Source organism: Neolewinella sp. (assembly GCF_965214665.1).
In the GTDB taxonomy this organism is placed as follows: domain Bacteria; phylum Bacteroidota; class Bacteroidia; order Chitinophagales; family Saprospiraceae; genus Neolewinella.
In genome coordinates, this window is sequence record NZ_OZ243970.1 from 3958815 (window position 1) to 3979346 (window position 20532).

The window sequence follows — 20532 nt, forward strand, 5'->3', positions numbered from 1 at the left end:
CAGCAAAAACGGTAGCACGAGCGTAGCGAGCTGCCCCACAAATCGTACGTCGTAAATCAAACATCGTAAATCGTAAATCCCCCAACTTGCTCCGTCTCTCCTCCAACCTCACGCTTTTTCTTAAGCTCTTTCTACCCGTGTTCTGGACCACGGTACTGACAGGCATCACGCTGGTGGTCTGGTTTTCGCCCGAGCACTACTTCGGGGGGGTGCCGCTGCAGTCGCTACGGTGGGGGATGCTCTTCGTGCTACTGACCTGGGTGGCGCTGTCTTTCTTCGTGCTCTGGCCCCTGAAGCGGGTAGAAACGGACGGAGAGTACGTCTACGTGAGCAACTACTTTAAGACTGCTCGCTATCACCTGGTAGACGAGGTGCGGGGTATCAGCGAGGGGCGGCTGCTTTTTTTGCCGGTGTGTACGGTGGAGCTCCGGGGCAAGGGCACTTTCGGCAAGCGCATCCGCTTCATCGCCTCACGCAAGCAGTTCAATAGTTTTCGGGCGGAGTACGCGGGTGCGGTGGACTTCCAGTAGGGTGGTGCGCCTAGAGCCGGGTATTAATCACATTGTTGAATAAGGAGCCGAAGGTATAGCTGAAGCCTACACTGATGTCTGCACTGTAGCTAGTCGCTAGCTGGGTAATGCCCAGTAGACGGTCTCGCTCCGAGATCTCGCGGGCGGGTAGGCTGATCTGGTCGTTGATGATTTCGTAGCTACCACCGATGTTGAAGCTTAGGCCCTTGATGATGCGCACGTCGGCCCGGGCGTCGAGCGAGAGCCGGTTTTTTTTGAAGTCATCTAGGTAGTTGGCCGCCGAGATACCGGCGAAGACCTGCCCCCAGCGCTGGCGAAGTCGTAGGTTGATGTCGAGACTCTGGCGGGCCAGGCTTTCCTCATCGACTAGAAACACCGTAGTATCAGTGTAGATGTTGCGCACGTAGCCGATGCGGTAGGCTACCGTAAATTCCTTGAAGGGCACCTGGTTGTAGTCGAAGATGTTGTACTCTACGGCCGGGGCTACGAAGATGCCCAGGTTGATGTTGCGGTAAGTTGAGGAGTTGGCATTGGTGAGGATGCCCACCGACCAGTGGTTGCTAATACTCCTGACCACCTTACCATCGAACCACTGGTCGCGGCGCACGCTGAGGATGGGCTCGCCCTGCGACTGGTTGATCTTCTCCACGCGGTAGAAGAAGTTGGGGCTAAAGCGGATACGCCAGTCGGGCGTGGTGCGATCGGCCTCGAACCCCAGGCGCACCTGCGTCTTACTACGCTGACTTTCCTTACTGGCGAAGAAGCTAGCCGAGGTCTCGAAGATCCAGTTGTTCCAGTGGTCGCTACTTCCACCGTTTTCCTCCGTTTCTTCCTCATCGGCCACTTCGGGCTCGGGGGGGGCTTGTGCGGTCAGGTCGACCAGGTCAGCGTAGCTAGTACCGGCCAGAAAGCCGGCCAGGCCCAGTTCGATGCGTTTGTTGAGGTACTCGTCGCGCTCCAGGTCGGTCATCACCGCGGTAGTGGAGACCTTGAAGCTGAGGCTGTTTTCGGCCAGTTCCTGCTGCCCCTTAAAATTGAGGTCGTATACCCGGCCGCCGTTGCTGAGGTAGTTGGTGACGATGAATAGGTTGACCTGGGCGTTGACCGGATCAATGGTGTGGTTGACGTAGTTGAGCTCCTGTTTTAAGAGCGTCTTATTGCAGTCGCAGTCGGTGAAGAGGTTGAGGCGGGTCTGCGCGAATCCACCGGTAGCCACAAGCAATAGCAGGGCCAGGCAGGTGGCTACGGGCAAGGTTTTCATTAGCTGGGATTATTACACTACGAAGTTAAGCAAACGGGGCCGGCTAGCTTTCTCGTGCCTCGGCCAGTGCCTTTTTGTACACCTGCAGCGCCCGCTCCCGCCCGAATTTGTGGCTTACGATCGGCTCGCTGGGGTATGCATCCGTGCCGTACTCCGGTACCCACTCCCTAACGTACTCGAAGTCTTCATCGAACTTCGCCTGCTGACTATGGTAGTTGAAAATACGGAAGTAGGGTTGGGCATCCACCCCGCTACCGGCCGCCCACTGCCAGCCGCCGTTGTTGCTAGCCAACTCGTAGTCCAGGAGCTTATCGGCGAAGTAGCCCTCCCCCCAGCGCCAGTCGATGAGTAGGTGCTTGCACAGGTAGCTGGCCGTGATCATGCGCACGCGGTTGTGCATCCAGCCGATGGCATTGAGCTGCCGCATACCGGCATCCACGAGGGGTACCCCCGTACGGCCCTCGCACCACAGCTGAAACTGCTGCTCGTCGTTAATCCAGGGAATGGAGTCATATTCCCGCCGGTAGCTCTCGTTCACCACCCGGGGAAACTCCTGCAGGATATTGGAGTAGAAGTCCCGCCAGATGAGCTCGCGAAAAAAGGTATCGTCATCAAGCGCCATGGCCCGCCGCACCTTGGCCCGGACACTTACCGTGCCGTGGCGCAGGTGGTGACTGATGCGGCTGGTACCGTCCGTCGTAGCCGGATAGTCGCGGGTGCTGTGGTAGTGTGCCAGCGTCTCCTCGGAGGCCTCCTTCGGGGGGATGTCGATATCCGTAGGGGCGAAGCCCATCTCCTCCAGGGTCGGTACCGGGCTGGGGGCGGCCTCCTTTACTAGGTTACCGGCATACTTCTCGGTAGGGTAGGGCTTGAGGTAGAAACTGATGGACTTACCCCGATATGTGCTCATGCGCGTTTCGAGCTGCTTACGCCACCGCCGCATGTAGGGCGTATAAACGGTGTACGGTCCTCCGGCCTGCTTTTGTACCTCGTCGGACTCGAACACCACCTGGTCCTTGAAGTGATAAAACGGGATGTCGTGCTCATCGAGCAGCTCCTTCACCGCCACGTCACGGGCAATGGCGTAGGGCTCGTAGTCGCGGTTGGTGTATACCGCCGTGGGGCTGAGCGCATCGCGTAGCTCGCGCAGTATTTCGACGGGGTAGCCGTAGTAGGCGCGCAAGTCGCTGCCGTGGGCGCGGTAGGCCTCGGCCAGTTCCACCACACTGCGCTGAATAAACTCTACCCGTACGTCTGTTTTATTCGGCAGCTTATCGAGGATATTGCGGTCGAAGATGAAGATGGGCAGTACGGGGTCGCCGGTCTTGAGGGCGCGGTAGAGGCCGGCGTTGTCGGAGAAGCGGAGGTCACGGCGGTGCCAGAAGATGGTCATGGGTCCGTGGGGTTTGCTTTGAGCTGTGTGTGGCAGAACGTTGGAGGATTCACCACAGAGAGGGCTAGCGCCCTTCCACTGAGGGTTTCACAGAGTTTTCACAGAGGGGTTGCGACAAAAAGGTAAACAGAGGCCATCACCTAGCGGTGATGCGGGAGGAGGCGTTGTTGCTTAAACCTCATCGGGGTCCTCGTACTCCACGCGAAACTTCTCGATCATCCTCGAAGCGGTATCCTTCTCCTCGCTCAGGCTATCGGCGTACACCCCGTAGGCATCCACCAGGAGGCCCTTGGTGCCGTCGCCGGCCTCGATGCCGTAGAGCACGGAGTTATCGCCGGTGCTGCTCATACCCTCGAAGCGGTAGGTGTGGGTAATTTTGAAGTTCTCCGGCCGGTAATTGTTGTTATTTTGTTTGCACTCGAGGTACTCCTCCTTCTGGTTGAAGTCGTGGTCGTAACCTTTGCTCTTGAGATCTTCAATGGCGAAGGAGAGGCTTTCGTAGGGATTGTCATGGATGATCGGCACGGGCGTAAAATTTTGCGTGTGTTAAGATATAAGGCCGGCGGGGGCACGGTAGTTCGCACACTGCCTCACAAGGCGAAAAAGAGCCCCGCCTGCCCCCCGAATCCCCGCCGGATACTGGTTGCGGCCTGACTCTCCCCGGGCTTAAGCAGGTTACTGAAACCCTGGAGGTAGCGACCCTCGAGCTGCACGGTCACGGGGCCAAGCTCCAGATTAAGCCCCACGCCCGCCCGCAGGCCGTAGTTGAGGCGGAAGGGGAGTTCGCGACCACGGTAACTGTTTGGCGGTTCTGTCTCGGGAACGAAATCGGCCGGTAGTACCTCCTGCTCTGACAGCGGCACGGATAGGTAAGGCCCTAATTGGAGCATGGGCTGCACCACCCCCCGGCCCACACTGAACTGCGTCAGGAGCTGGAGCTCGGCGTAGCGGGTCTGTCGTTCGTAGACCGTGGTATCCGGTCCATAATTCTCGCGCCAACCGGCCTCCACGTAGCTCACCTCGGCCTGAAAACCGACGAGTTGCTTATCGAAGTAGCGCACGGCCAGTCCGTAGCTCCGGCCGGGTAGGGTCTGTACGGTCACGTTGGGCGTGAAGTCTACCTCATGGACCATCAGGCCGCCGACCACCCCCACTTGCAGGCGGGGCGTCAGGGCGGTACTATCCCCCTGCTGAGCACGCAGCACCTGCGTCCCCGCCAGCAGATACAACAGTACGCACAGCCCTACCAACAGGGGGCGCGGCCGCGGGTGCAACGAAAAGTGAGGGGGTGCGATGAAAGTCACGGTTTGCGCGTTAAAGGTAGTATGGTGATGCGGCTACTGGTGCTGGTGTGGTGTGTAGCGGGGAGTATTTCTGCCGCCGCGCAGACCGTACCGGTGGTGGTCGACTTCTTCCTCGACCCCGTCGGCAAGCCCTATTTCCTGCTGGCTGACGACCGCCTCGTGACCCGTAATCCCCTGGGGGCCAATACCTACAGCTGGTACGATAGCAGCCTGGGCTCGCCCGACTACGTGGACGTGACCAATCCCTTTCAGATTCTGGTCTACTACCGCGACTACGGTACGGTGGTGGTGCTGGACCGCACACTGAGCGAGCTGGATCGGCTGGACCTGTTCGGTAATCCAGCCATCGAGCAGCCGGGGGTGATCGCGCGCAGCTACGACAACGGCATCTGGGTGTTCGACAACTGGGCCTACCGCCTGGTGCGGCTCGACAACCGCGGCGAGGTGGACCAACAAACCAACAATTTGCGGCTAGAGCTCAATGAGCCCGGGGAACCGACGGCCCTCTTCGTAGCCCGCAATGCCGTGATGCTGTACTTTCCGGACGTAGGCCGGCTGGCCGAGTTCACCAACTACGGACAGTTTCGCCGCTGGGTGGAGCTGCCCGCCGCCGAGGACATCTCCTGGAACGCTCCGCACCTACTAGGCCGGGGGGCCAGGGGCGGCTGGCTCTGGCGCCCCGGTCAATTAGCCGTAACGCCCATTGACGGGCTACCGGAGACGCTGGCCGCGGAGCGCAGAATACTCGTCGGAGCGGAGGGCTACCTGACTGCCGATCCAACCCAACTGGGCCTACGGGTGACGGAGTTTGCTAAAAAAAACTAATCAAACAATTTGTTTGATTCATGGCGATGGCTTAGCTTTGTCGCATCGTCTTGTAGAAAAAGGTTGCAAAAAATGAATGGTTTACTCACTCGCCTGACGGCCTTCGTCGGCCGGCATTGGCTGCGTATTGGTTTAATTTTCGGAGGGCTGATACTGCTGTCGCAAAAGCAGGTCAACTTCAACGTCCGCCTCGGTCACCCGGAGCTGAACGGGACGCCGACTACGGTGCCCTTACAGCCCCAGGACCCGGCGGCGGGGGCGGAAGAGCTGCCACTGCTACTGAGCGATGAGCAGCCCGCGGTAGCCCGGTCGGGCGGCTTCTTCTCGCGCTTCAATTTCTTCGGTGGGGCGGACAAAGTAGACCGCGTGGAGCTGCTCGGCCGGCAGGGGCAGCAGCGGGTGCGGGCCTTCGTGGAGCGTTTCGGACACGTGGCGCAGGCGGAGCGGGATAAGTTTGGCATCCCGGCGAGTGTCATACTAGCCGTGGGGCTACTGAACAGTCAGGCGGGACAGGCTGCCGCCACCCAGCAGCTGAACAGCTACTTCGGGCTGGGGTGTGATCGCGGTTGGGCGGGGCCTTCGGGCTATGTTTCCGGTACTTGCCTGCGGGAGTACGAGACGGCCTGGGCGAGCTTTCGGGATTTCAGTACCTACGTGACGGAGGGGGAGTTTGCGCGCCTGCGGCAGTTTGACGGGCGGGATTACCGGCGGTGGGCGTTGGGGTTAGAGGAGTTGGGCTTTACCGGGGCCCGTGCGGAGGAGATTGTGCGGGTGGTGGAGGGGTATGGGCTTGGGGTGTTTGACTGAGTGTTTGGTGTGGCCGTGCGGGGTCGGTTCACCACAGAGAGGGCTAGCGCCCTTCCATAAAGGGATTCACAGAGGTCTCACAGAGTACGCGCGGCAAATGCGTTATAGGGAGGTAAACGGAGGCCAGCGCCTGCGGCGCTGGGGGAGCAACGAGCGGAGCGAGCATCCCCGCCCCTTAACTCCTTAACCCCCTAACCCCTTGTTCACTCCTCTTCCTCGGTACCGAGCCGCCCAAAGACCTCATTATTCACCAAAAAGTGGTACCACTTCAGCAGCCGCTTGATGTCGCTACGCGCGGCAAATGCGTTATAGGGAGGTAAACGGAGGCCAGCGCCTGCGGCGCTGGGGGAGCAACGAGCGGAGCGAGCATCCCCGCCCCTTAACTCCTTAACCCCCTAACCCCTTGGCGTGGACGCGGTCCTTATCGTAGATGGGGAGCACGTCTTCGAGGTAGTCGAAGAGCTGTTCCTTAGGGGCATTGGGGGCGGGGGCGTAGATGGGGAGGTCTTCGAGGTAGTCGAAGAGCTGTTCCTTAGGGGCATTGGGGGCGGGGGCGGGGTTATCTTCCTGCTGCTCCTGCATGCGATCAAAAACCTTACGGAGGCCCTCAGCGTCGCCGTCTTCGGTGTAGACGGCCATGCTCTCTAGGGGGGCGAACTGGTGCTTGCGGGCGGGGGCGAAGTGCCGCTTTTTGGTATCGAGAGCTTCGACGATGAGGCCGCCCTTGCGCTCGGTGACCATAGTGTAGAGCCCGGGCAGACCACTGACGGAGATGATGTCGGAAAATTTCATACGGCTAGTGTTTCGGGGGCGAAGGTAGGTTGTATAGGCGTTGGACGCTTCGAAAGCGTCCAACGCCTAGTACGCCAGCAACTCCTCGATCACCCCCCGCAACCGACCCTCCGGCAGGTACTCCGCTTCCAGCGCTCCCGCAAACGGTATCGGCGTATCCACACTCGCCAGCCGCCGTACCGGGGCATCCAGCTGCTCGAAGCAGTGCTCGCCGATCCAGGCGGCTAGCTCACCGCCGAAGCCGCCGGTGAGAGAGGCCTCGTGGAGGATGAGGGCACGACTGGTCCTGGTGACAGTGGCACGGATCGCTGCGTAGTCAAGGGGAGCTAGGCTACGTAAGTCGACGATTTCGATGTCCTCACCTAGTGCCGCGACGACCTGTGTGGCCCACTGCACCCCCGCCCCATAGGTGATAATGCTGAGCCTAGTACCCTCACGCACCACCCGGGCCCTACCTAGCTCACTGGCTACGAAGCCCTCCGGAACCGGACCGGTCAGTGACCGATACAGGGCTTTATGCTCGAAGAAAAGCACCGGGTTCGGGTCGTTCAGGGCAGCTAGTAGTAGAGATTTGGCATCCTGCGGGCTGCTGGGGTAGACGATCTTGAGTCCGGGTACGGCCGTGAACCAGCTCTCCATAGTCTGGCTGTGGAAGGGGCCGGCCCCGACGCCACCGCCCACCGGTAGGCGCACGACCACATCGGCCGACTGCCCCCAGCGGTAGTGCAGCTTGGCCAGGTTATTGACGATCTGGTTGAAGCCGCAGCTGACGAAGTCGCCGAACTGCATCTCCACCATCGCCTTTCCGCCACCGATGGCGTAGCCCAGGGCAGTACCGATCACCCCGCTCTCGCACAGCGGTGTGTTGCGTACCCGGTCCGCACCGAACTCCTCCACGAAGCCCTCGGTGATCTTAAATACGCCGCCGTATTCAGCAATGTCCTGACCCATCAGCACCAGCTCGGGATAGGCCCGCATGCCCTCGCGGAGGCCCTCGCTGATGGCATCGATGAAACGAAGATCCCGTACCCGTCCGGGGGTAGGAGTGGGAGCTGGGGATACGGGCGCGAAGACATCCGCTAGCTCGCGCTGCATATCGGCGCTGACTTCCGGAAACTCGGCGGCGGTTGCCAGGGCGGTTTCTATTTCTGCTCTGATCGCGGCGGCGAGTGTTTGCTCCCGCTCCTGGGTAAGTAGTCCCTCCTCACGCAGGTAATTGGCAAAGGTATCCAGGGGGTCGCGGGCCTGCCAGCGCTCGATCAGGGCATCGGGCACGTACTTAACGCCGCTGGCCTCTTCGTGGCCGCGTACCCGGAAGGTGCGGCACTCTACCAGGATGGGGGCGGGCGCGTGGCGGAGCTCCTCGGCTAATCGACGGATGGTGTCGTAGACCTCGAGGATGTTGTTGCCATCGATGCTTACGCCCCGCATGCCGTAGCCCACCGCCCGGTCGGCCAGGCTCTCGCAGGCGTACTGCTCGCCGACCGGGGTGGAGAGTCCGTAACCATTGTTTTCGATGACGAAGATGACGGGCAGTTTCCACACGGCGGCGATATTGAGTGCCTCGTGGAAATCACCCTCACTGGTGCCCCCATCGCCGGTGAAGGCGAGGCTGACCTTCGGCTCGCCGCGGAGTTTATGGCCCAGGGCGGTGCCGGCGGCCAGGGCAAGCTGGGGACCGAGGTGGCTGATCATGCCTATGATGTGGTGCTCGCTACTGCCGAAGTGAAAGCTGCGGTCACGGCCCTTAGTGAATCCGGCCGGCTTACCCTGCCACTGGGCGAAAAGCCGCTCCAGGGGCACCCCCCGGCTGGTGAACACGCCTAGATTGCGATGCATGGTGAAGATGTACTCGTCGGGCTCCAGGGCCAGGGTGCAACCTACGCTGATGGCCTCCTGTCCGATGCCGGAAAACCACTTGGAGATCACGCCGCCGCGGAGTTGCTTGAGCATCTTTTCCTCGATGAGGCGGGGGCGGAGGAGGTGCTCGTACAGACGCAGGAGCGTGGCTTCGTCGAGGGCGTAGTCGGTAGTGGGCTGAGTTACCATAGGAGGTAAAAGTAAGTAGTTGTATAATTGGACATGCGCTACGGACTGATTCTTCTGCTATTCCACCTGCTTTGCACCTGCGTGCGCGCCCAGGATACTCCGCGTGAGGTGCTGCTGCGCCTGTTTGACGGGATGCGTAGCGGGGACTCTACCGGGATGGCCGCCCTGTTTCACCCCCGCGCTAGCCTCAACTCCCTGGGAGAAGATGGTGGCCTGCAGCAGGGCAGTATCGAAAGCTGGCTTACCGCCCTAAACCAAACGGCCCCCGGTACGCTCGACGAGCAACTGCACTATACGGAAATCCGGACTGACGGAGGCCTGGCTACGGCCTGGACGCCCTACACCTTCGTGCTGAACGGAGAGGTGCACCACTGCGGGACCAATGCCTTTCAACTCATGCAAACCACGCGTGGTACGTGGCAGCTTCTAAATATCGCGGATACCCGACGGACTACGGGCTGTACGCTGCCGGATACCACCAGCGTGGAGCAAGAACTGCGCGACCTGGCCGATGGCTGGCACGCCGCCGCCGCCCGGGCCGATGCCACTACTTACTTTGGGATGCTGAGTGATTCGGCAGTGTACATCGGTACCGATCCGGCGGAGCACTGGACAAAGGCGGAATTCGAAGCCTTTGCCCGACCCTACTTCGCGGCGGGGGAGGCCTGGGACTTTACGGCTAGGGAGCGGCACGTGTTCTATGATCCGTACGCTACTACCGCTTACTGGGACGAGCTACTGGATACCTGGATGGGACCATGTCGGGGCACCGGTATCGCCGAACGGAATGCGGCGGGGGAATGGAAGATCGTCCACTACACCCTAAGTGTAGCCGTACCGAACGAGCGTATGGAAGGATACCGTGCACTAATCGGTAAGGAATAAAGGAGATTCAATTGAAATGGCCGAATGGGGGACAAGAGCATATTTGTCCATCTAACAGTCATAGAATTGTCCGATTGACCTTTAAATTCATCTCCTTGCCTGACTACCTACGCTCACTCCGACCGACTTCTTTTAGCCGTAGACTGTATCATCCTTGGGTTATTGAATAATCGACTCAACCGTTGCCGCCTCCGTAAGATGCATTACCTGGAGCGACAGGACGAAAAAGACCTAAGTACCTCGCGCAAGGGAGCCTGGTACTACACCTACAATTCAGAGGCCTACACCGCAGCGCGGGAGTCCGGGTTAGTTGTCACTGTGACTTTTACACGTACTTTTATACCGCGCCGGTGGGTAGCTGATTCCCGGCTGGTTGTACCACCTAGCGTCTCTCATGTTTGGTAGGTCGAGCGCCGTAAGGCACTTGACCTACTTTAGGAGGCCGGTACTGAATACTGAATACGGTCTCGCCCCATTTATCTTTCTCCTAAATAATCAGCCGTACCCCCCCCAAATCCTCTACCTTATACGGGAAGTGGTCGTCCGGTGAGGCGATGAACATAAAGTTGATGGGAATCTTCCACTCCTGCGAGAGCCGCTCGATGAGCGCCGGACCGAAATTGCCCCGCAGTTGAATGAACTCGATGTGGATGGCGGTGGGCAGCGTAGCCAGGGCCAGAAAGGCCATGAGGGGGTTGAAGACCGTGACCACGATCCACATATTGCGCAGCGTCTTTGGAAATACACCGCGCTCCTGCTCCTCCACAAAGTTAGCCGAGCTCTCGAAGCCACTGATGCCCAGCATAGCCGCTGAGAACCCGAAAAAGAGCGCCGTAGTGATGCTGCCTCCAATGATAGGCTCCGCATTGTTGGCCATGAATATCCCAAGGCCCTCCGTCAGTAGGCTGTACCCGGTAAAACCCGCCAGCAGCGTCAGCGACAGCAGGTGAAACACGAAGATGCCGATGGCCACCTTGGCCGATTCCCCGATGCCGATGATGGCCAGGCCCATGAATAGGGCCAGGAGTGCGATCGTGGCCAGGATGATGGGTAGTGTATGTACTAGCGTATGGGCGTAGTGCATGGCCTCATTGGCCGAGATCACGGCCGTGGCCATGTACGACAGGATGGTCAGCGTGGCGGCCAGCGAGGCCGTCGACTTACTCGTTGTATTGAGCAGCGCGTTGTAGGCCCCGCCGTTGAGGGGGATAGCACCGACTACCTCGCCGTAGATCTTACGCAACAAATAGAGTACCCCGCCGACCAGCAGCAGCGCGATCCAGGCGTACTGGCCGGCGTAGAGAATAGCGAGAGCGGAGACGTAGAGGCAAGACGAGCTGATGTCGTTGCCACAGATCGCCGTTGCGGCGAGTTGGCCGAGCTCGGGGTGGTGCTGGGCCTTGAGGGGGGTGTCCACGGATGTGTTGTAGCGTAGTTAATCCAGTACAAACACCCGGCGGATACGACTAGTTGGAGAAAGGTGGCGGTAACAGCGTATAGCCCTATTCCTCGTATGGCCGTAGCAGTACACTGCGGTAGTACAGCTCCGCCCCCTCGGCCTGTAGCGCTACCGGCCCGCTACGCAACGGAACCCACTCACCCGCTGTGGCCCCGGGTTTCTCCGCAGCAAACACCGCGTTTACTAAGTGACCATTGACGTAGTAGCGCGCCGAATCTCCCCGCACCTCCAGATCTATACTATTCCAGCCCGGCTGCTCCCAACAGTACTGCCGCGGCACACGGGCATACCGCCGATCGCCCGTGCTACCGCGCTGCTCGATCATCCCGTCGGTGGGGTTGAAATTCTGTGCATCCACATTGATGTTAGCCCGTACCCGGCTATCGATGATCCAGGCATCGCCGGTATCGCCCTCCTGGATCTGGCACTCCAGGCTACCGGCCCAAAATGCGGTGGTATCGTGTACGTGGTAGAGTACACCGGCATCGCGCACGGCGGAATCTCGGGGCGCAAATTTTTTCTCTCCCCAACGGTATTCCAGGTGTAGGTCGTAGCGGGAGTAACTGCTATCGGTGACCAGTAGCGCGAAGGGCTGGATGCTACCGGCTTGGGTCCGCGGCAGCACATGCAGCACGGAATCCTCCCATACGAAGTGTTCCTGATCAGCCACACCTACCTGACCCCGCCCCTCGATCAGTACCGACCAGCCGGTCAGCGCGGCGTCGTAAAGTAGCGGTTCACCGCCCTCTTCCTGGGCAGAGAGAATAGCAGCAGAGCAAAGTAAAAGCAGTAGGAGTACACGCATACTCCCAAGGTAGGACTTCTCAGTCTTCCTCCATTTCCAGCGGCTCGCCCGTGGCGGAATATTCCACCTCGAACTCCTCGCCGTTGAAGTCGAACTCCACTTCGTAGTGGTCGCCATCTTCTTCCCAGGTCACATCAGTGGCACCGGGGTAGGAGGCTTCGAAGGCGCTTTGCACCACGGCGGGTACTTCTACAGCGGCGGCGGTACCGCCATCTCCGCAGGCAAACAGGGCGAAGGTTAGTAAGGTGAGGAGGCAAGATTTTAGCATCGGTAGAGTGATTTGATCAAGGTGAACTTATTCCAGGCATCCAGGAGGGCGGGGCCGCGGGTGCAAGGGAATGTGGGAGAAACAAGAAATGCTGGCCGATGTGGTGTGGGGGGCATAAATATTCGTTAAAGGTGACGGTGAGCAGCCCAACGATCTTGCGGGATAGGCTTGCCCGCGCGTAGCTTCACTCATTGCTTCACACCAAAAATCTTGTGGTCATGCGCTACTTTACGCTGAGTCTTTTGCTTGGTTTGAGTACGATTGGGTATGCACAGTTGCAACGGGGGGACCGGCTGCTCACTGTGCAATCATCATTCTCCGGCGACCTAACCGGAGCTAGTCCACTAAATGGGGCTAACCTGGCTCAGCTAGCAGTTTATTCTCGCTTTCGGGGCGGCTCGCTCCTTGCCTCAACGGAATATGGGTGGATGCTGGGTCCGCGCATCACCGTCGGTGCCTATACGGCTTTCATCGGGTACTATAACGACTATGGCTCTGCAGCCTACGTAGGTCTAAGTCCATACCTCAGGTACTATGCAGTAAACCGAGGAGACTTGATGATTTTCGGGCAGTTAAGCACCGGTTTTTCCGTGGACGACTTTGCCCGCGTATCCGCCTTCAGTAGTATCAGTCCACAAATTGGACTGCACTATCCGCTGGCAGCGGGGGTATTATTTACGCCTACTATAGGTTATTATGGCATCGGTCAGGCCTACAGCGCGCTTTCCCTCGGAGTGGGCCTTCAACTCGTGCTCGGAAAGAACAACCGGCCCGAAGGACGGGCGGTAAGTAATTTTCAGAGGGGAACGCTCATGGCGGGCGCGCAGGGTGTCAACCTTAGTTTACGGGAGCAGTCTACGTCCTACGGTACCGAACTAGGTGCTTATTACTTCCTCACTGACCGCGTGGCCCTTGGTGTTGCTGTAGCTGCCGCACGTGCCGCTGAGCGTATTAGACTGAGTACGGGGGATGAGAAGGACGTGAGCTACGTCCTAGGTGTTGGCATTGGCTCACGGTATTACTTCAGTACGGCGCGGCACGTTGTGTGGTTCGCTGAGGCAGGCGTGTCTTATGACCGCCACATCATTCAGTCATCCGTTAGGGGGAACTACCGTGCAAACTACGTATACCTGCTAGGCGGGGGTGGAGCGCAGATCTTTCTCCGGGACAATGTGGCTCTGGAGGTTGGTCCTCAGCTACAGCATAGGGTATTTAATGAGCAGTACCGCACTGAGTTGGACTTCGGTCTCAACCTTGGCATCCGCTTCTTCCTCTAGCTAGGTCGAGGCGTTGTACGCCGAGTCAATAACTCCACCACACTCGGCGTACAACGCCTCGACCTTTTCGCGTCTCCCTATAACATACATGGTACGCCTAGCCTATGCGCTACTTTACCCTGCTGCTGCTCCTATGTAGCATCCTTGACCGCCACCGCCTAGATCCGTAAGGGAGACCGTCTTCTCACCCTCAATTCGCCCTTTATCGATGGATGGGAGTTCAGTGTAAGCAGTAGCTCCCAAAACCTGGTGGGACTGACGATCATCCCGGAATTGAAGTACGCACTGTTCTACGCTGCTCCTACCCTGGGGTATGCGTTCAGTAGCCGTTTCGTAGGAGGAGGACGTATCGGGATACCGACTCTAACTTTGTAGCGACGACTTTAGTCGTCACGCTGCTTACCACACCGGCAACGTGACGGCTAAAGCCGTCGCTACAGTTACCGCATGACCGACCCGCTCACCCTTCTCAAACAGCTTATTCAAACCCCCTCACTCAGTAGGCAGGAAAATAGTGCGGCCGATCTTATCGAACAGCATCTCCGCGATAATGATATCACCCCCCACCGCTACCTGAATAACGTGTGGACCACCAGCCGCCACTGGCGCGACGACCAGCCCACCATCCTGCTCAATAGCCACCACGATACGGTGAAGCCCGCCGCCGGCTACACCCGCGACCCCCACCACGCCGAGGTGATCGACGGCAAACTCTACGGACTGGGGAGCAACGACGCCGGCGGGGCCCTGGTCAGCCTTATCACTGCCTTTATCGCGCTGGAAAACGATCCCAATCTCAATTGTAACCTTGTCCTAGCCGCCACCGCCGAAGAGGAGATCAGTGGTCCCAACGGTATTGCCGCCCTGCTGCCCCTCCTGCCGCCCATCGACGCCGCCATCGTCGGCGAGCCCACCCTGCTCGACCTGGCCGTTGCCGAGCGCGGACTGGTCGTCCTCGACGGCGAAACGATGGGACAAAGCGGCCACGCCGCCAGAAAAGAAGGCACTAATGCGCTCTACCTAGCCATCGAAGACATCACCGCTATCCGCAGCCACACCTTTTCTCGCTCTAGCGAGTTGCTCGGTCCTACCTCGGCTACGGTCACCGTCATCCAGTCCGGCACCCAGCATAATGTAGTGCCCGACCGCTGCACCTTCGTGGTCGATCTACGGGTCAATGAGGCGTATACGAACGAGGAAGCGGTAGCCGAACTTCAATCCGTCTGCAAACACAGCCAGCTCACCCCTCGCAGCCTAAGACTCCAGAGCAGCGCCATTACCGAGGCCCATCCCCTGGTCGTTGCATCCCGCGGGGCCCGCCCCACTGCTCGCCTGTACGGTTCGCCCACACTGAGTGATCAGGCGTTGCTGCCTTTTCCTACCCTGAAATTAGGTCCGGGAGACAGTGCCCGCAGCCACACGGCCGATGAGTACATCCACGTACACGAGATCGCCGAGGCCGTGGCGATGTATACCCAGCTGTTAAAGAATCTGTAAAAGATTTTGTGGGCCAGGCAGCGTCTGCGTACCGCCGCCCGTTTTGGCTACAGTTTTGATGATGAATACTGCAGCCTCACTTTGTACTCACTACTATCAACTGGCTGTTAACGCAAGCAGGGGATAACGGACTGGCCGTTATCCCCTGCGTTTTTTGGTTCGTTGGTTCGTGGCTTCTAGCCGCGGTACGAACCATACTAGTCGCGATTCATCACGCTCAGCAGCCGCAGCACCTCCACGTAGAGCCACACCAGGGTCACGATCAGGCCCATGGCGCAGAACCACTCCATATACTTCGGGGCCCGCATGGCCGCGCCGCGCTCGATGCTATCGAAGTCAAGCAGCAGGTTGAGGGTAGCAATACCGATGATGACCAGACTGATACCGATGCCGAGCATCCCGCCGTCGTGCAGGAAGGGCATGTTAACACCGAAGAAGCGCAGACCCATATCTAGTAAGTAGACCAGCAACACACCGCCGGTAGCCATGATGACCCCGGAACGGAATTTCTGCGTCACCGTGATCAGGCCCGCCTTGTAGACGAAGAGCATCATGAACAGCAGGGAGATAGTGACCAAAATGGCATTGAAAACCAGGCCGGTCCCAAAACCGGCAGCGTAAATGGCCGTCACCGAGCCCACGAATAAGCCCTCCAGTAGGGCGTAGACGGGTGCCAGCGTACCGGAAAGATTCGGCTTGAAGGCCATGACGAAGACCAGTACCAGACCACCGATGGCCCCGCCCCACATGAAGAGCGAACTGGGAAAGAGGAAGGAATACACCGCGGTACCCAGCAGGAGCAGGCCGAGGAGAAACGTCTTGTTGACGGCACCGCTCACCGTCATCACGGTATCATCGGCCCGGGTGATAAACCCGCCGTCGAGCGGTCGCTGGGATGCTTTGGCCAGCCGCTCCTCACTCAGAATGGGGTTGCTGGACTGTTTGAAGCGATCGGATAAGGACATGTAAGCTTGTTTAGTGTAAGAATAAAACACCTAACATCAATAGACGTTGTGCGTCACACAAAATACTGCACCGCCAGCTCGTAGCCCCTGAGCCCGAAGCCCACGATCAAACCCTCGCAGACCGCCGATATATAGGAGTGCTGCCGGAAGACCTCCCGCTTGTGTACGTTGGAGATGTGCACCTCGATCACCGGCGTCTCGATGGCCGCCACCGCATCGGCCAGAGCAATACTCGTGTGAGTCAGAGCCCCGGCGTTGAGCACGATGCCGTCATAGTTATAGCCGATCTCGTGCAGCTTATCCAGCAGCTCGCCCTCGTGGTTGCTCTGGAAATAGCTCAGCTCTACGTCGGAGTCGACAAATTTGCCCTTCAGGTGCAGCATGAAGTCCTCAAACGTATCCTCACCGTAGATCTCCGGCTCGCGCCGGCCGAGGAGGTTGAGGTTGGGACCGTTGATGATCATTACTTGTAGCATGGGGCAAGGGGTTAAGGGGTTAGGGAGTCAAGGGGTTAGGGAGTTAAGGGCGGCTCAGCTCGCTGCGCTCGTAAGGTAACTGGACCCGCTCATTTTGCCCCTACCTTGCTGTTCTAACCAGCCGACAGGCGATCTACCTTCCCGAAGGGAAGTCTACCCGCGCAGCGGTCTACCCCGAAGGGTCTATTCCATGCTTTCCTCCTTTTTCCGCAACGCCCTCCTCCTCCTCACCCTCAACCTCGCGGTCAAGGGCACCTATCTCTTCGCCATCGAGCGCACGGTGCAGAACCTGCTGCCGGAGGCTGACTACGGACTCTACTTTTCGCTGCTGGGGCTAGGTATGATTCTACAAATCATCGCTGACGCGGGGCTACAGTTGTACAATAGCCGCACCATCAGTGGGCACCGGCAGTTGGTTGCCAAGTACTTTCCCTACTTCCTGGCACTTAAGGCGGTGCTGGGCATAGTATTCTTCATGGCCCTGGTCACGGCCGGTATTATCCTTGGCTACCGCGGTGCACAGATCGGTCTGCTGCTCCTTATCGGCACCGGGCAGTTGCTCAACAGCCTGGTCCTCTACCTACGCTCTAACCTGGTCGGACTGGGCCGCTACGCACTCGACAGCGCCTTCAGTATCCTCGACAAGGTTTGCATGATCGCGGGCATCGGTGCGGTGCTGCTGTTCTTTCCCGGCCGGCTGAGCATCCAGCTTTTTGCGGGGGCGCAGGTGCTGAGTTGGTCGATCACGGCCGTGGCCCTCGGCTGGCTGCTCCGGGGGAGGGTCTCTTTTCGTCTACCCAAATTCCGTCCGGCAACGCTGTGGATGCTACTTCGCGGCGGGGCACCCTTCGCGCTGGCCATCTTGCTGCAGACCGCCTACAGCCGCACCGACGCCATCATGATCGAGCGGTTGCTGCCGGCCGGGGCGGAGGCGGCGGGGCACTACGCGGCCGGTTACCGGCTGTTGGATGCCATCAATACGGTGGGCTGGCTGCTGGCCGGACTCCTACTACCCATGTACGCTCGACTACACGCCCGCCGCGAAGACATCACGGAATTGCTGCGCTTCAGTGTGCACCTACTGGTAGGGGGCAGTCTGATCGTGGCGGTGGCGGTGGCGGCCTATGCCGGTCCGATCGTGGAGCTGCTGTACGACTTCGCCGAGCCACGTACCGCCAGTATTCTCTTCTTTCTCGCCCTTACCTTCGTGGCCCAGTGTCTCAACTACGCCTATGGGGCGCTGCTGGGGGCCACCGGACTGCTGGGCCGGATGAACTACGTCTTTGCTCTCGGCATCCTACTCAACGTAACCGGCAATCTCTGGGCGCTACCCCGCTACGGCGCTCCGGGGGCGGCGGCGGTGACGCTACTAACGCAGACGTTCGTAGCCGTAGTGCAGGCGGCGCTGGCCCACCGCTGGCTACGGCTGCCCCTGGCTACGGTGGGGTGGGGCCGGATGTTGGTACACGGGGGGAGTTTGGCCTTGGTAGCCGTGCTGCTGACCCGTAGTGATCTCGGCTGGTTTACGAGCTTTCTAGCGCTGGGCTTCGGCGGGCTGATGAGTGTATTCTGGTTGCGGCTGTTCGGGGTGGGGGAGGTGCTAGACCTGCTGCGGAGACGGTGAGTGGTGGCAGGAAAGTATCTTTCTCATAAATCACTGCCTTATGCTAGCTCGCGTTCTACTGCTACCACTGCTATTCATAACAGGTCTACTCATTAGTCAAAGTGTTGCGGAACAGTGGGACCTCGGGGACTATGAAGCGCAGGACGGGCTGACTGCTACGGCCGACCCAGCCGGACTCACCCTCACCTGGGACGGAGCGGATGCCGAGGAGTTCCGCATGGTATTCACGGTGGTAGCTGGCACCCCGACCATCGCCGAGCTAGCCGTACGGGAGGGTAGCGCTGACTGGACGATCCTAGCTACCGACCTGCGGCCCGAGTACCGCATCGTGAGCGGCGTGCGGCGAGTGACCATGCAGCAGACCGAGCCCCTGGAAGAACTGGGCGTGCCCCTGACCGCCGAAAAACTCGACGAGATCAAATGGAATGCCTTCTGGGATGCGCCGCTGTTCACAACGGACGAGCCGCCGCTGTCCCACGCCTCCTCCATCCCCGCCGCCGAGCCTTACGCCAACCACCCCGGACTGCCCCGGCAGCCGGAGGAGATCGAGCGCACGGTAGCTACCTATGCCGCCGCGGGCGGAAAAGTGGTGACGGACGGAGCACGACTTACCGTCACCTTCCCAAACGCCACGGCGGGGGTGTTTGCCGGCTACCTCCAGTTTGACGTATTCCGGGGGTCGGGGCTGGTGCGACAGACGCTGGTGGCTAGCACCGACGAACCCTCCGTAGCCTTTAAGTACGATGCCGGTCTGGCGGGACTAGCCATCGACGACAGTACCCGCCTGGTGTGGCGCGACCTGACCCGCCGCCTCCAGGAGTACCGCCTGGGCGGTCCAGTGAACGCCGCACCCGTAACGCTCAAGACCACCAACCGCCTGCTGGTCGCCGAGCTTCCGGGCGGGTCCATCGCCGCTTTCGCGCCACCGCACAGTTTCTACTGGGCCCGCGAATCGGAGGAGAACCTGGGCTACAACTGGTACCGCCGGGACACCGCCGACCAATTCTCCTTCGGCATCCGCCAGGCGGAGGGGGAGGACGACCCGGAGTTCTACCAGAACTTTGCCCTGTACAGCGCCCGGCCGGGGACCCAGCAGCGGATGCCGGTGTTCTACCAGCTCAGTGGGGGCAGCGCGGAGGGAGCCATCGAAGAGGTACTGGCCTACACCAACGACGATACCTTCCGCCCCCTGCCCGGCCACCGGGTGATGGGCCACCACTACCACGTCGGACTGGTCGACCGCCTGCAGCGGGCCGGGGGACTGGACCAGCGCGTCAACGACGTGGCCACGATGAAGGGCATCGGTATGGACATCTACTCGGTCATTGACGGGGCCCGGGGCCCGGGGCGTAAGGACACCGGCGAGCTCTACCTCCAGGATCTGGCGAATTACTACACCGCCGCCCGCAACCAGTCGGACGACGGTTTCCTCCTCATGCCCAGTGACGAGAACAGCACCGGCGGCCGCAAGCCCTTTCTGGGTGGGCACTACGAGATCATCCCCAGCCACCCCATCTACTGGCGCCCCGACCGGCAGCCCGGCGAGCCGCTCTACGAGGAGCACCCTGATTACGGTACTGTGTACAACCTCGGTACGGCCGCCGACATGATGGCGATGACCGAGCGAGAGGACGTGCTGATCTCCCTGCCGCACCCCGACGCAAAGCGGTCGACCGGCTACCCCTGGGCCAACTTCGAGACCGACCACTTCCGCCACCCCAACTACTTCGCCATGGGCTTTCGCTGGGGCATGGGCATCGACGCCTCCGAGACGCGCCTGGGTGAGTACCGCTTCCTGGCCCTCTGGGACTCCACGAATACCTATTTGGCAAGTCAGGACATCCGCCCCAAGTTTGCCATGGCGATTTCCGAGGCCCGCTCCGATCTGGGCGAGCGTGGCAAGCCCCCCTACGACGAGGCCTACGCCATGGCCCCGGTCAACTACCTGCGCATCGATGCGGTGCCGTCGGTAGACGACATGAGCCCCATCGTCGATGCCCTACGTAGCGGCGACTACTTCGTGACCTCCGGCGAGGTGCTTATCCCCTCCTTTGAGGTACAGGGTAGCGGGGAGGACCGCACCATCGTCGCCGAGGTAAGCTGGACCTTTCCCCTGGACTTCGTCGAGCTGGTCTGGAGTGACGGTGTGGCTACCCAGCGGGAGGTCATCGCTACTACCGACCTGCCGGCCTTCGGTAGTAAGCGCTTCGAACTACCCTTTGCGGTGGGCGATAAGAAGTGGGTCCGCTTTGCTGCTTACGACGTAGCTACGAATGGGGCGATGGTGCAGCCGGTGTGGCTGGGGGAGCATTAGG

Annotated in this window: 18 protein-coding genes and 1 pseudogene; 8 read left to right on the top strand and 11 right to left on the bottom strand. The window is 59.9% G+C overall.

Translation table 11 applies throughout. The annotated features are described in order from the left end of the window. Positions 1 to 86 precede the first annotated feature (86 nt). Entirely contained in the window at positions 87 to 530 is a 444-nt protein-coding gene (locus tag ACOOHD_RS16905) for a hypothetical protein (RefSeq protein WP_420459052.1), read from the top strand. 10 nt (positions 531 to 540) lie between these two features. Here ACOOHD_RS16905 and ACOOHD_RS16910 read toward each other — a convergent pair whose 3' ends face one another. From ACOOHD_RS16910 to ACOOHD_RS16925, 4 genes are all read right to left on the bottom strand, one after another. Further along, positions 541 to 1791 carry a hypothetical protein gene (locus ACOOHD_RS16910; RefSeq protein ID WP_420459053.1) on the bottom strand — a complete coding sequence of 417 codons (1251 nt, stop codon included), beginning with the start codon at positions 1789 to 1791 and terminating at the stop codon, positions 541 to 543. Between the two features lie 43 nt (positions 1792 to 1834). Further along, complete coding sequence (locus ACOOHD_RS16915) at positions 1835 to 3184, bottom strand: cryptochrome/photolyase family protein (protein WP_420459054.1); 1350 nt, start codon at positions 3182 to 3184, stop codon at positions 1835 to 1837. A 171-nt stretch (positions 3185 to 3355) separates the two neighbouring features. After that, positions 3356 to 3709, bottom strand: coding sequence for a phosphoribosylpyrophosphate synthetase (locus ACOOHD_RS16920; protein ID WP_420459055.1), 354 nt, complete (start codon positions 3707 to 3709; stop codon positions 3356 to 3358). A 65-nt stretch (positions 3710 to 3774) separates the two neighbouring features. Then, positions 3775 to 4488 (bottom strand): porin family protein, encoded by a 714-nt coding sequence (locus ACOOHD_RS16925; protein ID WP_420459056.1) that lies wholly within the window; start codon positions 4486 to 4488, stop codon positions 3775 to 3777. A 3-nt stretch (positions 4489 to 4491) separates the two neighbouring features. Here ACOOHD_RS16925 and ACOOHD_RS16930 point away from each other — a divergent pair, with 3 nt between their 5' ends. Together ACOOHD_RS16930 and ACOOHD_RS16935 are read left to right on the top strand one after the other, a co-directional pair. Then, positions 4492 to 5313 carry a hypothetical protein gene (locus ACOOHD_RS16930; protein ID WP_420459057.1) on the top strand — a complete coding sequence of 274 codons (822 nt, stop codon included), beginning with the start codon at positions 4492 to 4494 and terminating at the stop codon, positions 5311 to 5313. 72 nt (positions 5314 to 5385) lie between these two features. Next, the gene (locus ACOOHD_RS16935) at positions 5386 to 6120 is read left to right on the top strand and encodes a glucosaminidase domain-containing protein (RefSeq protein ID WP_420459058.1); all 735 of its coding nucleotides are present in this window, start codon (positions 5386 to 5388) and stop codon (positions 6118 to 6120) included. Between the two features lie 387 nt (positions 6121 to 6507). On the opposite strand, the gene ACOOHD_RS16940 is transcribed toward ACOOHD_RS16935, so the two are convergent. Beyond that, complete coding sequence (locus ACOOHD_RS16940) at positions 6508 to 6912, bottom strand: DUF5606 domain-containing protein (protein ID WP_420459059.1); 405 nt, start codon at positions 6910 to 6912, stop codon at positions 6508 to 6510. A 66-nt stretch (positions 6913 to 6978) separates the two neighbouring features. Further along, on the bottom strand, positions 6979 to 8961 hold the full coding sequence (locus ACOOHD_RS16945; protein ID WP_420459060.1) for an alpha-ketoacid dehydrogenase subunit alpha/beta: 1983 nt from the start codon (positions 8959 to 8961) through the stop codon (positions 6979 to 6981). 33 nt (positions 8962 to 8994) lie between these two features. Between ACOOHD_RS16945 and ACOOHD_RS16950 the strand changes: the two genes are divergently transcribed. Further along, positions 8995 to 9846 carry a nuclear transport factor 2 family protein gene (locus ACOOHD_RS16950; RefSeq protein ID WP_420459061.1) on the top strand — a complete coding sequence of 284 codons (852 nt, stop codon included), beginning with the start codon at positions 8995 to 8997 and terminating at the stop codon, positions 9844 to 9846. Positions 9847 to 10504: 658 nt separating this feature from the next. Here ACOOHD_RS16950 and ACOOHD_RS16955 read toward each other — a convergent pair. The 3 genes and pseudogenes from ACOOHD_RS16955 to ACOOHD_RS16965 all read right to left on the bottom strand — a co-directional run. Next, positions 10505 to 11263: pseudogene (locus tag ACOOHD_RS16955) on the bottom strand (amino acid permease); the annotation flags it as partial. Positions 11264 to 11348: 85 nt separating this feature from the next. After that, positions 11349 to 12110 (bottom strand): 3-keto-disaccharide hydrolase, encoded by a 762-nt coding sequence (locus tag ACOOHD_RS16960; protein WP_420459062.1) that lies wholly within the window; start codon positions 12108 to 12110, stop codon positions 11349 to 11351. Positions 12111 to 12129: 19 nt separating this feature from the next. Next, a complete protein-coding gene (locus tag ACOOHD_RS16965) occupies positions 12130 to 12378 on the bottom strand; it encodes a hypothetical protein (RefSeq protein WP_420459063.1) in 249 nt (82 codons plus the stop codon). A gap of 218 nt (positions 12379 to 12596) precedes the next feature. Between ACOOHD_RS16965 and ACOOHD_RS16970 the strand changes: the two genes are divergently transcribed. After that, complete coding sequence (locus ACOOHD_RS16970) at positions 12597 to 13655, top strand: hypothetical protein (protein ID WP_420459064.1); 1059 nt, start codon at positions 12597 to 12599, stop codon at positions 13653 to 13655. A gap of 447 nt (positions 13656 to 14102) precedes the next feature. Beyond that, positions 14103 to 15152: a M20/M25/M40 family metallo-hydrolase gene (locus tag ACOOHD_RS16975; RefSeq protein ID WP_420459065.1), complete on the top strand. Its 1050-nt coding sequence runs from the start codon at positions 14103 to 14105 to the stop codon at positions 15150 to 15152. Positions 15153 to 15349: 197 nt separating this feature from the next. Here the strand turns inward: ACOOHD_RS16975 and ACOOHD_RS16980 are convergent, their stop codons facing one another. Next, positions 15350 to 16117, bottom strand: coding sequence for a Bax inhibitor-1/YccA family membrane protein (locus ACOOHD_RS16980; protein WP_420459066.1), 768 nt, complete (start codon positions 16115 to 16117; stop codon positions 15350 to 15352). A 53-nt stretch (positions 16118 to 16170) separates the two neighbouring features. Beyond that, entirely contained in the window at positions 16171 to 16593 is a 423-nt protein-coding gene (gene aroQ / locus ACOOHD_RS16985) for a type II 3-dehydroquinate dehydratase (protein WP_420459067.1), read from the bottom strand. Between the two features lie 190 nt (positions 16594 to 16783). Here aroQ and ACOOHD_RS16990 point away from each other — a divergent pair, with 190 nt between their 5' ends. Both ACOOHD_RS16990 and ACOOHD_RS16995 read left to right on the top strand, forming a co-directional pair. Next, the gene (locus ACOOHD_RS16990; protein ID WP_420459068.1) at positions 16784 to 18217 is read left to right on the top strand and encodes an oligosaccharide flippase family protein; all 1434 of its coding nucleotides are present in this window, start codon (positions 16784 to 16786) and stop codon (positions 18215 to 18217) included. A 40-nt stretch (positions 18218 to 18257) separates the two neighbouring features. Beyond that, on the top strand, positions 18258 to 20531 hold the full coding sequence (locus ACOOHD_RS16995) for a hypothetical protein (protein WP_420459069.1): 2274 nt from the start codon (positions 18258 to 18260) through the stop codon (positions 20529 to 20531). Position 20532 lies beyond the last annotated feature (1 nt).